The organism is Neobacillus cucumis (genome assembly GCF_002860255.1).
GTDB classification, from domain to species: Bacteria; Bacillota; Bacilli; order Bacillales; family Cytobacillaceae; genus Neobacillus; species Neobacillus cucumis_A.
Window position 1 is genome coordinate 1 of the sequence record NZ_PGVE01000029.1, and the last position, 16,136, is coordinate 16,136.

15 protein-coding genes are annotated in these 16,136 nt (G+C 39.5%); 3 read left to right on the forward strand and 12 right to left on the reverse strand.

Translation table 11 applies throughout. From position 1 onward, the window contains the following. Window positions 1-553 precede the first annotated feature (553 nt). From CVD27_RS06470 to nadE, 8 genes are all read right to left on the reverse strand, one after another. On the reverse strand, window positions 554-2,890 hold the full coding sequence (locus CVD27_RS06470; RefSeq protein ID WP_101647164.1) for an immune inhibitor A domain-containing protein: 2,337 nt from the start codon (window positions 2,888-2,890) through the stop codon (window positions 554-556). Window positions 2,891-3,333: 443 nt separating this feature from the next. Next, on the reverse strand, window positions 3,334-4,854 hold the full coding sequence (locus CVD27_RS06475; RefSeq protein WP_101647077.1) for a flotillin family protein: 1,521 nt from the start codon (window positions 4,852-4,854) through the stop codon (window positions 3,334-3,336). 13 nt (window positions 4,855-4,867) lie between these two features. Further along, a complete protein-coding gene (locus CVD27_RS06480) occupies window positions 4,868-5,413 on the reverse strand; it encodes an NfeD family protein (protein WP_101647078.1) in 546 nt (181 codons plus the stop codon). A gap of 197 nt (window positions 5,414-5,610) precedes the next feature. Beyond that, window positions 5,611-6,345, reverse strand: coding sequence for an amino acid ABC transporter ATP-binding protein (locus tag CVD27_RS06485; RefSeq protein WP_101647079.1), 735 nt, complete (start codon window positions 6,343-6,345; stop codon window positions 5,611-5,613). 24 nt (window positions 6,346-6,369) lie between these two features. Beyond that, window positions 6,370-7,068, reverse strand: coding sequence for an amino acid ABC transporter permease (locus CVD27_RS06490; protein ID WP_101647080.1), 699 nt, complete (start codon window positions 7,066-7,068; stop codon window positions 6,370-6,372). Further along, window positions 7,055-7,900, reverse strand: coding sequence for an amino acid ABC transporter substrate-binding protein (locus tag CVD27_RS06495; protein WP_101647081.1), 846 nt, complete (start codon window positions 7,898-7,900; stop codon window positions 7,055-7,057). Before CVD27_RS06495 ends, CVD27_RS06490 begins: the two co-directional genes overlap by 14 nt. Window positions 7,901-8,050: 150 nt before the next feature. Then, complete coding sequence (locus tag CVD27_RS06500; RefSeq protein ID WP_101647082.1) at window positions 8,051-9,481, reverse strand: amino acid permease; 1,431 nt, start codon at window positions 9,479-9,481, stop codon at window positions 8,051-8,053. Window positions 9,482-9,664: 183 nt separating this feature from the next. Next, complete coding sequence (gene nadE / locus CVD27_RS06505; RefSeq protein WP_101647083.1) at window positions 9,665-10,486, reverse strand: ammonia-dependent NAD(+) synthetase; 822 nt, start codon at window positions 10,484-10,486, stop codon at window positions 9,665-9,667. Window positions 10,487-10,613: 127 nt separating this feature from the next. Between nadE and CVD27_RS06510 the strand changes: the two genes are divergently transcribed. After that, complete coding sequence (locus CVD27_RS06510) at window positions 10,614-11,126, forward strand: acyl-CoA thioesterase (protein WP_101647084.1); 513 nt, start codon at window positions 10,614-10,616, stop codon at window positions 11,124-11,126. Between the two features lie 318 nt (window positions 11,127-11,444). Here CVD27_RS06510 and CVD27_RS06515 read toward each other — a convergent pair whose 3' ends face one another. The 4 genes from CVD27_RS06515 to CVD27_RS06530 all read right to left on the reverse strand — a co-directional run bounded on the left by CVD27_RS06515 (window position 11,445) and on the right by CVD27_RS06530 (window position 14,896). Continuing rightward, entirely contained in the window at window positions 11,445-12,437 is a 993-nt protein-coding gene (locus tag CVD27_RS06515; RefSeq protein WP_101647085.1) for a cation diffusion facilitator family transporter, read from the reverse strand. Window positions 12,438-12,452: 15 nt separating this feature from the next. Then, window positions 12,453-12,686, reverse strand: a complete 234-nt coding sequence (locus CVD27_RS06520) for a group-specific protein (RefSeq protein ID WP_101647086.1) — start codon at window positions 12,684-12,686, stop codon at window positions 12,453-12,455. An 84-nt stretch (window positions 12,687-12,770) separates the two neighbouring features. Then, a complete protein-coding gene (locus CVD27_RS06525; RefSeq protein ID WP_101647087.1) occupies window positions 12,771-13,772 on the reverse strand; it encodes an AI-2E family transporter in 1,002 nt (333 codons plus the stop codon). A 92-nt stretch (window positions 13,773-13,864) separates the two neighbouring features. Further along, window positions 13,865-14,896 carry a polysaccharide deacetylase family protein gene (locus tag CVD27_RS06530; protein ID WP_101647088.1) on the reverse strand — a complete coding sequence of 344 codons (1,032 nt, stop codon included), beginning with the start codon at window positions 14,894-14,896 and terminating at the stop codon, window positions 13,865-13,867. Between the two features lie 314 nt (window positions 14,897-15,210). Here CVD27_RS06530 and CVD27_RS06535 point away from each other — a divergent pair, with 314 nt between their 5' ends. Next, window positions 15,211-15,429, forward strand: a complete 219-nt coding sequence (locus tag CVD27_RS06535) for a hypothetical protein (protein WP_101647089.1) — start codon at window positions 15,211-15,213, stop codon at window positions 15,427-15,429. A 72-nt stretch (window positions 15,430-15,501) separates the two neighbouring features. Next, complete coding sequence (locus tag CVD27_RS06540; RefSeq protein WP_180960185.1) at window positions 15,502-16,134, forward strand: DUF2085 domain-containing protein; 633 nt, start codon at window positions 15,502-15,504, stop codon at window positions 16,132-16,134. The last annotated feature ends 2 nt before the right edge of the window (window positions 16,135-16,136 follow it).

The window sequence follows — 16,136 nt, forward strand, 5'->3', positions numbered from 1 at the left end:
AACATTCTAATTATAGTATAGGTGAAAACCCCCGTCAAAACCAAATTGAGGGAGAATATTTTTAATAAGAAAAGCGCAAGCGCCTTGATCAGCCCCGACAAGCATAAGACGAGCCGACCGAAAGGTTGTTTTTTAACCTTTTGGGCGGATTGGCTTATGACCTCGAGGGGCTTGGCGCTGGAGCTGGACATTTCTCAAAGTCGAAAATTTATATATTTTCTTAACTTATAGCTCTGTTGTAACTGAATGTTGATTTCATTGTGTTTGAAAAATAAACGGTAAAAATCCGTTTAAGTTGGGAAATACCCATATTTCCTTTAAAATAAAGGAAGTTTTTCCGTTTATATTATTCAAATCTTTGGATTTTGTTTTATTTAGAGCAGTTAATCGGAATATCTCTGCTTATATCTGCTTCTTAAGCTTCCTCTATAACATTAGCCGGAAATTCTCCGCCTATGAATTCTCATACCTACAAGAAAATCAACAATGAATAATAACAGAGCCTAACATATAAAAAGAGACATCGGGAAATCCCAATGTCTCTTTCTATTTCTTACTTGTGAATCCAAACTGCACCAGCAGTGTTGTCTTTTGCTTCTCCAACGACTTGGAACTTAATTGGATACTGATGTGGTACTTTCACGCCAGCATCAGGAATGATATCGTTAATGTAATTATTTGTTGAATCAAATGTTGCTACGCCTGGAAGGCCTTTGTAATCATAGATACCGCGTGTTGGTGAATTAACATACCAAGCGGGTGTCTGATCTAATGAGAAAGCAGCATCTGCCACTTGGTAGCGAGTCGTTTGAGAGATGGAAGGTTGACCCTTTAGGTTAAAAATAAGCGCTTCAGGATGAGAGTCTACTACACTTAGGAAACCTTCACCCGGGTGAACACCGCCCCAGTTATCCGTAAATGTATCATCACCATACCAAACTACTAAACCAGTATTATATTTAGCATCACGGGAGAATTGTAAAGCCTGATCTGAACCAGCATAGTTTCTCCACTCTAGGTAATAGTAGTGAGGTTTAGTGAAGATCCCATTTGTCTGTAAGAAACCATCAAGCGTAACTTTAGCATCGCCTTCAGCTCCATCAGCAAACACTTCATTGCCATCAACGGTTAACTTCAAGTCGTCCATTGCAAAACCTGCAGGAGCATAACCTCCGTCTGTTACATATTCAAAAGACAACTTAATTTTCTTTCCAGCAAATTGGCTTAGGTCATAGGTTTTTTCAACCCACTTACCTTGAGTTGTGTCCAAGCCATCCGCTACATTTGTGTCTCCAAGCGTATCAAGTTCTACTGTTTTACCATCTACAATGGCATTGACATAAACATAGTCATAATCGAACTCAACTTCGTAATTTGTATTGTACGTAAATGTTGCATTTGTTGCATTTGTAAGATCAAATTCAGGAGTTACAAGAGTCGTATCTAGGTCATCACCTTTTTGGCTAAAGTAATACTTTTCACCCGTTGCTGGAGCAAACCCTTTTACTTCTTTACCAGGAAGGTTTACTTTCACAATTCCTGGGTTCTTAGATTTTGTCACACTTTGGTCGATAACAGTAGCAAGACCGTTTTTATCGATTTCATCGTAATTCACTTCTTTAATATTAGCCCAGTTTCCACCGATTGTATTTTGATAGAATTCTTTCACTTGAGGGGAGAAACTTGGTGGCTGCGTACCAGCAATATGACCGCTCCAGCTTCCGCCGCTCATGATAGACCATTGTGCAACTGTATCTCCATTGCCAGTATACTGAGTATCATACTCATCTGGAGCCCCTAAGTCATGTCCATATTCGTGGGCAAATACACCGACTGCTCCGTCTTCTGGCTCAATTGTGTAATCATAAGCACCCATTTTTCCGCCCCAGTAATTTACCTTAGCAGTCGTATTAGGTACTGCATAGACACCGTTTAATGTCCAGCGGTGTGACCAGATCGCATCGTCACCAAGTGCTCCGCCGCCAGCTTCTTGTCCGACACCCGCATGAAGAACCATTAAGTGGTCAACTAAACCGTCCGGCTCGTTTCGATTACCATCCCCATCTAAATCATATTGGTCGAATTGATCATAATCGGCTAAATTAATCCCCTTGTTAACTGCTGCGACTAATGCATCCTTTACAAGATCACGTGGTCCCTTTGGATTAAGGTTGTCATGACCCCCTTGAGGATTATCATCACCATATTCCTTTGCCGTTCCAGGAACAGTTAACCAATCGGAAACAGTTCCGTCCACAGTGTAGCTGCCGCCAGACTGTTCTTCATAATATTGTTTGAAGGTTTTAATCTTATCTCCATTGAAAAGCGTGAAATCTTGGTCACCAAAAAGCATTTTTTCATAATGTTCTTTACTGAAGTCCTTAGCATACATATAGCCTGGCTCTTGAACAATTTGGTTGTGTTTAAAGTCTGAGTATTCTACTAAAAGTACAAGCACTTTATCTGTACGAACAGAACCATCATAAGCTGCTTGCTTAGCAGAATCTACTTTAACAGCACCAGTTGGCTTACCCTTTTTAAAATTCTGGTGACCTTTGGCAAGCTGCTTAGCTAGCTTGTCCTTTTGCTTGGTCACAAAGTCCTTTGCTTTTTTGTCCATTTCCTGCTGTTCTTTTGTTAAATTTTTGTCTGCTTTCCCCGGCTTTTGCCCCTGTTTTTTCTGTATGTAGGCCTTTGCTGCTTTTGTAATTTCTGCAGGTGTTGCATCCTTCGCAATAAGTCCTCTTTGTTGTAGTGCTTTACCAAGGCGATCGATATCAACTACATTCAAATCGATTGGTGTCGATGAGACTGTTGTTGCCGCTGATGCCGATTTTGGTGCAATGGTGCTTCCAGCAAATGCGCCTGCAAACATGGTAGTAGCTACCATTGTACTAGCAGCGAGGCTGGATAAGACCTTTAAGGTATTTTTCTTCTTCACCTGTTTATTCCCCCCATTTATATAGTGCAATGTTCTTCGAGAAGAACGTGCTCTATCATTTTATCAGACTAGTATAAAAATTGTAAATAATAGAAATATAGTGATAATTTACTACGTAAAAATGGATAATTACTCCCAACACAACAAAATATTAGTAAAAATACAGGTAATAAGAAATATAAACTCCAGTTAAAATAAGTATTTATGCCCATTTTTCCATTTTTATCCTCTAAACCTATTAAAAGCTAAAATTTCGAATCTCGAAATTTAAGTCTTTAGACCTAGGAATTCTATCAAAATAACATTTAAACGATATATTCATAGAGGCGTTCTTTATTATAAACATTATAGATATAAAAAAACCTTATCAATATGATAAGGTTTTTACTGCCTTAGTTCTTATTCTGCTTTATTTCATCTGTTAATTCCTCAATGCTTTTTCTCACATTAGACTTACCAGAGTAGTTTTCAATTAATTCTTTTACGTCAATTCCACTTGAAGCCTTCAAAGACTCCTGCAGGCTTGCCATTAGGTTGGTCGCATAACTGGTGATTTTATTCGCACCGCCATTGGATCCAGAACCTCCACCCGTATCTACAACCGTAATTTTATCAATATTGGATAACGGAGCAGCCACCTGCTTCGCGTATTCAGGAAGCATTTTAATAATCATATCCAGGATAGCTGCCTGACCGAACTGCTCGAAGGCCTCAGCGATTTTCTCCTTCGCTTCCGCTTCCGCTAAACCTTTTAGGCGGATAATTTCTGCCTCTGTTGAACCTTGCGCCTTTTGTGCTTCAGCTTTTGCTAGACCATCCAGGCGAATACGCTCGGCTTCCGCCTTTGCCATCGCTTCAATCCGATACTTATTGGCCTCCGCTTCCGCGATTTCTTTTGCCTTATTGGCTGCGGCTGATTGCTCGACAGAATATCGATCTGCGTCAGCTTTTTTCTTCACCTCTGAATCATATTGGCGTTCACGACGAAGAATTTCTTTTTCCTCGAGTTCAATTTGCTTTTGTCTTTCAATGATTTTAATTTGCATTTCCTGCTCAGTTACATCCTGCTTCGATCTTGCACTTTCAAGATCATAGGCCTGGTCTGCACGCGCTTTAGCGATATCCTGCTCCCGGCGGAATTCTGCAATTTTCAACTGATTAATTTTCTCGGCTTCAGCAATTTCAGTGGCCCGCTCTAATTCATTCCGCTTGGCTTCCTTAGCTGCTTCTGCTTTTTTAATACGAGTTTCTTTTTCAGCCTCTGCCGTAGCAATATCGGCATCACGCTTTACTTGAGCAATCCTTGGTTTCCCTAATGAATCAAGATACCCATTTTTATCGCGAACATCTTTAATCGTAAAAGATACAATGACCAAGCCCATTTTTGCTAAGTCCTGTGAGGCAACTCGCTGGACCTCCTGCGAGAATTTATCGCGGTTTTTATAAATTTCTTCCACCGTCATGGAACCAAGAATGGATCTCAAATGACCCTCAAGCACTTCTCTTGCTTCGTTCTCACGGTCATCCTTTGGTTTGCCGAGAAACTGTTCTGCAGCAGTCGCAATTTCACTAATCGAACCGCCGATTTTAATAATTGCCACTCCATCCGCCATCACAGGAACCCCTTGCTCTGTGTAAACCTCTGGAGTTGTTACTTCTAGTTTGCTAGATAACAAGCTTAGTGGTTTAGCCTGTTGAAAGACAGGTAAAATAAAACTACCGCCCCCACGGATAATTTTTATTCTATTCCCTGATTCATCCACATGGACATTTCTATTACCAAGGAAGCTTCCGGTAACAATTAAAGCTTCGTCTGGTCCTGCCGTTTTGTACTTTGTAATAAATACACCGATTAATGCAACCAGAATAAGTGCTACAATCCCAATAATGACCCAAATAATACCAAATTCCATTTTCGTAACCTCCCTATAGATTGAAATTCTCTAATTGTTGATAAACGGTTACTTCTAGTGCACCGTTTTTCACCTGAACGACTAACACCTTAGTACCATTGGGAATAGAATCACCATCAAAGCTTTTTGCCGGTTTGGCAATTCGACCGCTCGTACTATCAATCATCACCTCTCCATACCCATCAGCAGGAATTGGAGTAATGACCGTACCAACCCTTCCTTGCAAATCTGACTCTTTGTAAACAAGGGATTCCTCTGCTCTGGAAACAGGCACAAGAACGAATACATTTAAAAGGGTGACAAGGATAAACGCAATGACTGCGGAAATCCCAAGTATAAGTAAATAATGTAAGGATGATAGCTTTTCAAATAAGTATCCGCTTGCGGACAGAATGGTCACGAAAGCAAAAATGAGTACCGGATTAAGAAAATCCAGTCCGTCTCCTGCTCCTTGAAAATGAAAAACGTCAGCAAATAATACGTACAAAACGGTTATTACACCTGAAATGATCAAGGCATACAAATAAATGGTCTCTAGAGGAATGCTGAAAGGTTCCATAGGTACTCATCCTTTATTTTTAATATGTATAAAAGGAAGACGTTTTTCTAAATTACACCAAGTAAGGACTAAATTCTTCCTTTCTTAACCAGTATAGTAAGTAATACGGACTAATAAAAGGAAAAGTTTCACAATTCCCTGTACAATTTTCTGTTTTAAAAAAATAAAAAGTGCCATAGCTAACGAGCTACAGCACCTTATTGAATCATATTCAAAAACTTTCTCGTCCGTTCTTCTTTTGGATTGGTAAAAATGACATCTGGCTTATTTCGCTCGACTACAACGCCCTGGTCCATAAAAATAACTTCATCCGCTGCTTCACGGGCAAAGCGCATTTCATGCGTAACCACGATCATGGTCATTCCTTCCGCTGCGAGATCCTTCATGACTTTTAATACCTCACCGACCAATTCCGGGTCGAGTGCAGAGGTAGGTTCATCAAACAACATCACTTCCGGCTCCATCGCCAGCGCCCGGGCAATTCCGACACGCTGTTGCTGGCCGCCTGAAAGCTGTGCTGGGTAATAATCCTGCTTATCACCAAGGCCTACTTTTTCTAACAGGGTTTGGGCCTTTTTTCGGGCTGTATCTTTATTTTCTCCCTTTACAACCACCGGACCTTCCATCACATTCTCAAGGGCAGTTTTATGAGGGAATAAATTATAATTTTGAAACACCATTCCCGTTAAACGACGGAAAGAAGCAATATTCTTCTTTGGAACTTCTTTAGAGAAATCTAAGCTTTGTCCTGAAATGGATATGACACCTTTGGTCGGTGTTTCAAGTACATTCAAACACCGCAGCATGGTTGTTTTCCCGGAACCAGACGGCCCGATGACAACCACTACTTTTCCTTTTTCAACTTCTAAATCAATCCCTTTTAATACTTCTAATTGGCCAAACTGCTTATATAAACCACTGATCCTAATCATTATAACACTCCCTTTTTCCTCTAGTTAAGCCCCATAGCGGCCCAGTCTCTTTTCCAAGTACCCTTGAAGGATGGAAAGGAAAAAGCAGATAACCCAATAAATGAGTGCTACTTCTGAATAAACTAATAAAAATTCATAGTTGACGGAAGCAATCTCTTGTCCGCGGCGGAACATTTCTGTTACTAATACCAGTGACGCTAATGAAGTATCTTTAACAAGGCTAATAAATGAATTGGATAAAGGCGGAATAGATACCCTGGCTGCCTGTGGCAAGATGATTCTTCTAAGCACCTGAGAATAGGTCATGCCAATAGAATAACCTGCTTCCCATTGACCTTTTGGTGTCGATAAAATCGCAGCCCGAATGATTTCAGACGTGTATGCTCCCACACTTAAGGAAAAACCAATGACAGCAGAAATATAAGGATCTAATGTAATCCCTAGATTGGGAAGACCATAAAAAATGATAAATAATTGGACCAACAAAGGAGTACCACGGATGGCTGAAACATATACCCGGGCAATAATTTGTAGTACCTTCACCTCTGAAATTCTGGCTAAAGCCGTAAGAACGGCCAATATTATTCCAATGACAAAGGTAATAAGGGTTAACGGTATAGTATAAAAAACAGCCCCCTCCAGCAGAGGCTGGAGGGAACTTTTGGCAATATCAACTAACCTTGCTGTTCGTTCCGGGTCAGTAAAAATACTATTTAAGTACATCTTCACCAAACCATTTCTCTGAGATTTTTTTATATGTGCCGTCGTCAACAATCTCTTTTAAGACTTTATTGACTTCATCAACGAGTTTGTCACTATTCTTCCTAAACATAAATCCACTTGATGACGCATCATTTGCTGTTGCGGCAACTTTAATTGGTGCATCCGGCTTTTGTTTTTTATAATCTAAATAAGTAAGCTTATCGTTAATGGTCACATCTACACGCTTTTGTGCCAATAATTCAACGGCCTGCTGGAATCCTTCTACTCCAACAAGATTGGCTCCATATTTTTTAGCTATATCACCGTAGTTACTCGTCAGCGATTGGGCAGCGTTTAATCCTTTAATATCTTCAAATTTTTTCACCTTAGTGTTAGAAGTATTAACAATTAGAACACCGGCTGACGTGATATATGGGTCAGAAAAGTCGTATTTCTTTTGACGGTCGGGACGGATTCCAACCTCATTTGCAATCATATCAAAACGCTTCGCATCTAAACCTGCAAACATGGCATCCCACTGGGTTTCTTTGTATTCCGCCTTTACACCTAGACGTTTGGCTACTTCATTTGCTAAATCTACATCGAATCCGGTTAAATGACCGTTCGTATCATGGAAAGTGAACGGTGGATATGTACCTTCAGTTCCAATCGTGATCTTTCCATCGGCTTGGATTTTTTTCAGTAAATCTTGATTATCAGCGGTTTTGTCTTTATCTTCCGTATTTACTGCTCTCTTTTGATCTTCCTTGGCTTCATCTTTATTTTTGCCGCAAGCTGAGAGTACGAGCATAAAGCTTAAGAGCAATGCAAAAATGACCATCAGTTTCTTCATGTTGTTAATCCCCCTAATTCATATTGTTTTTCTAGGATTTAATCATTCTAATACAACTATTATTGTCTGTCAAAGAATATGATACATTTGTAGTAAGGTTATTTTACCCGGTTATAAAAAATAAAAACCTATCAGAAAAATTCTGATAGGTTAAGCAGATAATGCACGTTTTGTTTTTTGATCGGCAGTCTCTTTCTTTTTGAAGATTGGCCGATAGAAAAGAATACCGCTTGCAAGTAAAATCATTCCATACATAAACGTTTTAAGGTCAGCAGTACCTGCAATAATTACCCATATAGAGTAGGCAGTCGCTAATACAGCAATCAACCCGTCTGTTATTCTTTGTGATCCAAGTGTATAGGTCTCTCCAGTTACAACTAATTTCAGCTGGTAAACAGACGAAATTAGATATGGGACGAGATAAGATAAAGTAGCGATGACAATGACAAAGTCAAATGCTCCTGAAATCGATTTTGACACGGTTGAAAAAATAAATAACTGACCTAACCCATTTGAAATAATCATTGACAACACTGGCAGCCCTTTTTTGTTTTCTTTTAGGAAGGCAGGCAGAAATAATCCCTGTTTCGCTGCTTGAAATGGTACTTCTGCAGTTAACATTAACCAACCAATGGTTGAACCAAATAAACTGATCAATCCAATAGTGGCTAATATTTTTCCGCCGATTGGCCCTAAAACCGTTTGAATCGCATCAATTAATGGTTTATCAGAGTGAATCAGTGTATTTTGATCTAACATCCCCATGACAAGGGTGCTGATTCCAATATAGATCCCTAGCGCAATAAATAGTCCAAGAATCGTTGCTCTTCTTACATCTGTTTGCTTTTTAGCGCGGGAAGCAAACACGACAGCAGACTCTACCCCAATGAATGCCCAGAGGGTATTAACAGCCGCACCGTTGATTTGACTCATGATTCCGATCGCATGTCCAGCATCATCCACTCTTGGCGCCATAAGCGGCAGAATGTTGCTTTTTTCAAATGCGAATAGACCGACAATGATAAAAAGAACAAATCCAGCTACTTTGGCTGCTGTGGCTAAAAAGTTTAATTTCCCGGCGTTTTCCATACCACGTAAGATAATAAAGTGGGTACCCCAAAGCAATAAAGAACAGACAAGAAACGTAAGACCATTCCCCACCTTTAGTGTAAAACTTCCAACCGTAAACCAGTCAGCCTGACTGGTTAAGATCGGGAAGAAGGTGGATAAATACCCGGCAAATGTAGTAATCATTGCTACGTTTCCGGCTAAGTTACCGATCCAATATCCCCATGTAGACATAAACCCTGATAAAGTGGAAGCATGTGAACCTGGTTTAAATAGTTCCTTTGCATATATTTGCGGCCCGCCTGTTAAATTTGGTTTACGAACAGCCAAGCTGCCAAACACAAGCGCCAGCATAAGAACCCCGAAGCCTGTAACAAGCCAGGCTGACATAACACCTGCAGGACTCGCTGCCTCAGATAAGGAACGCGGCAGCATAAAAATACCAGAGCCAACCATATTACCAATGACGAGGGCAGTTAAAACCCAAAATCCTAATTTATTTGACTTCCCCATGGCTTGATCCTCCCAAAGTTTTTTATATCAAAATAATAATTTCAGTCAATAATCATCTGTAAAATTAAACAACATCAACAAGTATAAGTATTTTAAAATACGATATCAATGGAAATTTTATCTTGGTAAAGTGTTAATGGGACAAAAAAAGAGATTGCCGCGTCGGCAATCTCGTCTGTTTCTTTATTTCCACCAGTCATCAAACATGCTGGCTGGAAGTCTGCGTTTATGTTCAGTAAGGATATAACGTTTTTCTACTTTCTCTGCGATTTCTGGAGAAACTGGTTTGCCTTCTAAATAGTCATCAAGCTCATCATAGGTAATACCTAACTCCGTCTCATCTGCTTGTCCTGGTTTTTGGTCAAGAAGATCGGCAGTAGGAACCTTTAAATATAGACGTTCGTCTGCCCCTAGTTCCTTAAGAAGTTCCTTTCCTTGTCTCTTAGTTAAACCTGTGAGCGGCAGGAGATCCGCACCTCCATCACCATATTTAGTGAAGAATCCCGTTACCGCTTCAGCTGCATGATCCGTGCCAATGACAAGCAAGCCTTCCATGCCGCCGATTGCATATTGGCCAATCATTCGCATTCTCGCTTTGACATTCCCCTTATGGTAATCACTTAACGCTTCCCCTTTAATGCTGGCGTTATATTCATTTTGTACTTCATCTACTGGATTTTTGATGTTAAAGACTTCCTCGCGATCGGCCCTTATAAAATCTAGTGAGCGCTGTGCATCTTCTTCGTCCTGCTGAACTCCATACGGCAGGCGAACGGCAATAAACTTAACTTCCGTACCTTCCTGTCTTAATTCTTCAACAGCCATCTGGGCGAGACGTCCCGCTAAGGTGGAATCCTGACCGCCGCTAATTCCTAATACAAACCCTTTTGCCTTTGTTTTTAACAAATAATTTTTTAAAAAATCAATTCGCTTACGTATTTCTTCCTTTGGATTAATGTTTGGATTCACATTTAAATCTTTCATAATTTGTTCTTGCAAACTCATTTGTTGACCTCCTGACCAATTAATTGATATATGTAATGTACCACATTTACCTAAATTTAACTAAAAAGAAACAAGAAAAATCTAATTTGTGGATAAAATAAAGATGACAAACTTGGAGGGATCACATATGGAAGCGAGAAATTGTAATGAAACAAGAGTTGTCCGAACAAGCAGGATTTTCCCAAATGATGTAAATAACCATAACACCTTGTTTGGCGGAAAGCTGATCAGTGATATCGATATGATCGCATCCATCTCGGCAGTGAGACATTCCAGGGCCGAGTGCGTTACCGCCTCAATTGATTCAGTTGATTTCCTAAGTCCGATTACACCAAAGGATTCTGTATGCATTGAAACCTTTGTAACCTATACTGGGACTACTTCAATGGAGATCATTGCGAAAGTGATTGCTGAAAACCTCATGTCAGGTGAACGAAAAATTGCGGCTACCGCCTTTTTAACCTTTGTGGCATTAGATGAGAATGGGAAACCTAAAAAGGTTCCGGCCATTATCCCTGAAACCGATGAAGAGAAAAAGCTTTATGAAACAGGTAAAGACCGGGCAGAAAAGCGGAAAGTACATCGAAGAAACAGTAAGGACCTAGCCAGCGTCTTAACCACACACAAACCTTGGGAATAAGAAAAGCGGAATCGCCCTGGTCAGCGGCGTATGGCCTGGAGCGCTCCAACTGAGATAAAGGAAAACCGAAATGCGGAAGCGCCTGATTAGGGGCGACAAGCATAAGACAAGCCGGCGAGAAGGCTGTTCTTTGCCTTCTTGGCGGCTTGGCTTATGACCTCGAGCCCCTAGGCGCTGGAGCTGGACAACACGAAGAGCGTTAGCGATTCGATGTTGACTTATCGTAGGGCGGAGAGCGAAGGACACTAGCCGCTAGGGGATGGAGCTGGACAATTTTCAGAGCAAATATTAAAACATTCTTACCTCGTAAAGAAAGGTTCACGATTTCTCGTGAACCTTTTTTATGTCTGTTGGTTTGGGGTTTTGCCAACTCATGACGTCATCCGCTTCATCAATTTCAATCGTGACATCGACGACACCTTTTTCGGCCATGATTTTTTCTTGTAGCCTGTCTTTGATATCATCAGCAGCTGCCACGGTTAATTTAGGATCAATTTCGATTTCCAATTCAACGTGCAGGTCTTCTCCCTCTTTAATGACAGTTATATCTTGGATATCTTTTACATCAGGGTCCTCCATCACAAGGACTCCGATTTTATTCTCCATTTCCTCATCAGCTTGGCCAATAACCCCGGCCGCATTATCTAAAAAGACTCTTCCCACTACAAAGAGCATCATCGCTCCAATTAGGACAGAGGCAACACCTTCTGCCTGATGCAGCGGCGTATAATGGGCTAGAACCACCGCAATGATGGCTAACAAGCCCCCTAAAGTGGCTACTAAATCCTCCATAAACACAAGCTTTGTGGCCGGCTTTGCTCGTCCTAAATTAGCAAACGCCTTAGCAAATACGTTTAACCCCTTTGCCTCCAATTCGATTTCGTGCAATATTTCTTTCATTGCTTTAAAAAGAACAAAGGTTTCAAGCAGAGTAGCTACTATTAAAACAAGAATATTAATTAGAAAACCACTGGACTCCGTCGGATGGATGATATGGTGATAACCTTCTTTGACTGTTTCAAACGCCATAATCCCTACAATTAATACGGCTCCTAAAAGAACAAGGTTCACCAGGCGGCCAAACCCATTAGGATATTTCTCCGTAGGGGCTTTTTTACTCAATGCGGAACCAATAAATACAAAAAGCTGATTTGCTGCATCGCCAAGACTGTGCATCGTTTCTGCAAACATGGCCACATTCCCTGTAAACATAAATGCAATGCCTTTTATAATAGCAATAATCGTATTAATAATGGTAGCAAGAAAGGCTGATTTATTTCCTCGTTTTAATAGTTGAAATAATTCTCCCATCATATCCTCATTTCTTTAAACGTTTTTTAACACCATGTATAAACGGTTATTTCGCTCATTTTTTTCTTCTGATGGTGCTAAATCATATTTTTTCAATAAATGGAACACTTCATTCAACAATTCCTGAGTATGTTCTTTTAAAAAAAATTGATTGAATAATTCCTTCATGTCTTCTGGCAAAAAGGCTGCCTGGGATTCAAACTTATTTTTTACCTCTTCATGTGAGTGATTCAGTTTGCATTCGCTCATTTTATTGTTCCTCCTTATTGTATCTACGTTTAGCATAGCAGAAATGTTTCGAAAGAAAAAAGCCCACGAACTGTGGACTTTTGGTTATACCTTTTTATGATCTGTCACTTCTAATACATCCAATAGGAAAACAAAGACAGGAATCCCGATAATTAAGCCCCAGACACCAAAAAAGTGCTCAGAGAAGATCAAGACAATGAATGTATAGAAGACAGGAAGATTGGTTTTTGAACTCATTAGATTTGGATTTAAGATATAGGCTTCAATGGCATGAATAATCATAATCGCAATACCCACATAAAGAACCTTCATGATTCCGCCGATACTATAAGCGATAATCACGAGTGGAATTAAGGAGATAATCACTCCAGCCACCGGGATTAATCCCAAAATAAAAATCATAATCGACAGGCCGCCTAATTGCGGAAAATCTAAAATCCAAAGAAAGATGGTGGTAAGAATACAGTTCACTATGGCAATAATTAATTGCGCTTCAATGACCTTACCGAATGTACCAACAAATTTACGAGCAAAAAACTCAACCTCCTCATAAATGGAAGCAATTTTACTCGTTCTAAATTTCTTTGTAAATTCAATAAGCCTCGGCTTTTCCAACAAGCAAAAAATACTCAGCAGCAAGGCCAATAGGACTTGTAAGGTAACACTGCTAATATCCGTAAAATACTTAATTAAAAAAGTAAAGCCTTGCTCTAAATAGCTGGAAATCTTCACTTCTTCCATCCGTTTCACAATGTAATTTAGAATAATGTTATCATGCTTTGATGTGTAAAAAGCTGTTAACTGTTTGATCAGAGCGGTAATTTCTTGAATTATCATCGGTAAATACATGACTACACAGTAGGAAAGTAACCCAACAATACAGGCATAAGAGATTACCACAATTAAGCGGCGATTAATCGGGATCTTTTTTTCAATGAATTGAACTAAACGATCCATTAAGAAGGTAAAGATAAAGGTAAGTAAGATTAAATTAATCATCGAGCGCATCGCATATAAAACGAGTGCAATGATGACAAAAATCGATATTCTTTTAAATCCACTGCTCTGCATAAGTTTATTTATCATAGAATTTTATCGAACTCCATTTACGTTTACTAGTAAAGTGTTTAACTTTTGTTAATTATATCAAAACTTTATCCAATTTTGTCTTTTTTAGACTACTTTTGCGCTTTAAATTGAACCGGTGTCATGGTTTTGTCAATCGCTTTACTACTCCACCCGTGTTTAGACAGGTAGTCAAGAAGCTGAGGTAAATGAGCTAACGTTTCCTTCCTTTCGTGAAGCAGAATGACGATCGGCCCTTGATGGTTGACCATCCGATTTAATTGCATAATCACATTATTAACATATCTGGCATCCTTATAATCCCAATCCCTGCTGTCAATATTCCAGTCCCACATCAAATATCCATTTTCACGCACCGCCTCCCGATATTCCTCTTTCATATACGGAACACTCCCATAAGGGGTTCTCATAATATGAGAATTAATTCCGGAAATTTGTTCCAACGTCTGACGATTTTGCGTTAATTCCGCAATAATGGATGCAGCTGATGCATAAAAAATCTTCGGATTATGCGATACACTGTGCAGTCCCACCGTCTCCTCAGACTGAACCATTAATTTTACTGCATTTGGATATCGACGGATATTGCCATCAATCATAAAAAAGGTGGCTTTATAATGAAATTTTTCCAGCAGGGCAATAATCTGACCGGAATAGGCCGACGGACCGTCATCAAAGGTTAAATAAATGGTTTTCTGTGAGCCGGAGTTAACTGGCGGTGATTTAGGTTGTTCTGTTTGAGCTGGTTTTGATTCCTTTGTTGGTTGTTGAGGAGAAGCTGTATCGTTTGTGGCAGGTTTTTCCTCGCGCTCGGCAGGTTTCGTGGTAGTCGTTTCATTTACGTTGCTTTTCTCTCGTTCTTGTTGATTTCTCCAAGCAGTCACTTGTCTCTTGAGCATTTGGTCTTTTTCCAATCTTGGATCAATGGTATCCCCTTTTATGGCATCAGGAGCTGGCCCCTTTGCCTTTGCCCGTTGAATAGATTCATGTTTTAATTGATTAGTAGGTTTGTTAGTAGTTTTTTCCTTAAAATAATGGTTTATGACTCCCCCTGTAAATAAGAAACCAATGGCAAGAAAAACAACTAACGTCCCTTTGGACCAATCTCTTTTTAGATTCCCCATGATTCATACCCTCTTTGGTGTTTATTCACTTCCCCCATTATAGACGAAATCCCTATCCATTTGTTTCAATTCTATTAAAAATATTACATTTCTATTAAACCGTACTTTTAGCACAGGTATTTTGTCACTTCACTTAAGATTACAAGTTTCTCCACCAAATTATACCAATACTAAACAAAAAACAGGGTGAAAAAGGAAAAATTAATCTTAGATTTCAAAAGGAAGACAGGCAAATTCTAAAAACGTTCGACATACATATCATTGAACAAGATTTTTCTCCTATTATCACGTGTATATTGATGGAGGTGAAATGAGTGTCCGGTGGACAAAAAGCACTTTTTTATATTCTATCGATACTTATTCCGGTGGTGGGGATTGTACTAGGGATTATTTGGATGAATGACCCGGATCTTGAGAAGAAGGCTGTGGGGAAAAACTGTTTAATTATTGCCATTGTTGTGATGGTCTTAAGCTGTATTTGCTGGTTTGCGGCATCGGCACTTTCGATTATGCCGGCGTTATCGGGGTATTGATTTTTTGTCATGAAAAAGCTAAGGACCCCATTCGTGATGAATGAATTGGGTCCTTTAAGGGGGGAATTTCTCTTGATTTACGAACTATTGCATTTTTTCGGAAGGGCCATTTGTCATCAAATAGAGGATCGTTCACTCCTTGCTTCTGGAAAGACCCTTTCCGTCTGCGCGCGTGATACGGGGATTTATTTAGGAATCTTATCCTCGTTTACTTATTTGTTTCTATTTAAACGAAATCAAATAATAACCATCCCAACTATAAAAGTTAGCTTTTTATTACTTTTATTTATGGTTCCCATGATGATTGATGGTTTAGGGTCGTATACCCATTTATTTGAAAGCAATAATGAGCGGCGCCTGTTAACAGGACTTGGATTCGGGTTTGTTCTTCCCTACTTTATGTTTCCACTGATTTTCGGGAATGCCTTAGACCCTAGGAGTAAACCGGTTATAAAAAACACATTAGACATTATCATACCGCTGATTTTTTGCAGTCTACTTGGAAGTTTAGTCTATTGGAATTATATTACATATTATATTATTGATAGTTTAATAATCTTTACCATTGTGATATGGTTTAGTTTATGGACATCTCTTTTGTTTTTATCGTTACGATACAGGTTCATTAAATGGTCACTTTCAATTATTACTAGTTTAGCATTTCTTACAATTTTATCATGGCTGCACGACTACCTGCTATCATAGCA

Coding starts and splice junctions, on each gene's coding strand:
- CVD27_RS06470 (WP_101647164.1), bottom strand. CDS start 2,890: ATGGTAGCTACTACCATGTTTGCAGGCGCATTTGCTGGAAGCACCATT.
- CVD27_RS06475 (WP_101647077.1), bottom strand. CDS start 4,854: ATGGAATTTGGTATTATTTGGGTCATTATTGGGATTGTAGCACTTATT.
- CVD27_RS06480 (WP_101647078.1), bottom strand. CDS start 5,413: ATGGAACCTTTCAGCATTCCTCTAGAGACCATTTATTTGTATGCCTTG.
- CVD27_RS06485 (WP_101647079.1), bottom strand. CDS start 6,345: ATGATTAGGATCAGTGGTTTATATAAGCAGTTTGGCCAATTAGAAGTA.
- CVD27_RS06490 (WP_101647080.1), bottom strand. CDS start 7,068: ATGTACTTAAATAGTATTTTTACTGACCCGGAACGAACAGCAAGGTTA.
- CVD27_RS06495 (WP_101647081.1), bottom strand. CDS start 7,900: ATGAAGAAACTGATGGTCATTTTTGCATTGCTCTTAAGCTTTATGCTC.
- CVD27_RS06500 (WP_101647082.1), bottom strand. CDS start 9,481: ATGGGGAAGTCAAATAAATTAGGATTTTGGGTTTTAACTGCCCTCGTC.
- nadE (WP_101647083.1), bottom strand. CDS start 10,486: ATGAGTTTGCAAGAACAAATTATGAAAGATTTAAATGTGAATCCAAAC.
- CVD27_RS06510 (WP_101647084.1), top strand. CDS start 10,614: ATGGAAGCGAGAAATTGTAATGAAACAAGAGTTGTCCGAACAAGCAGG.
- CVD27_RS06515 (WP_101647085.1), bottom strand. CDS start 12,437: ATGGGAGAATTATTTCAACTATTAAAACGAGGAAATAAATCAGCCTTT.
- CVD27_RS06520 (WP_101647086.1), bottom strand. CDS start 12,686: ATGAGCGAATGCAAACTGAATCACTCACATGAAGAGGTAAAAAATAAG.
- CVD27_RS06525 (WP_101647087.1), bottom strand. CDS start 13,772: ATGATAAATAAACTTATGCAGAGCAGTGGATTTAAAAGAATATCGATT.
- CVD27_RS06530 (WP_101647088.1), bottom strand. CDS start 14,896: ATGGGGAATCTAAAAAGAGATTGGTCCAAAGGGACGTTAGTTGTTTTT.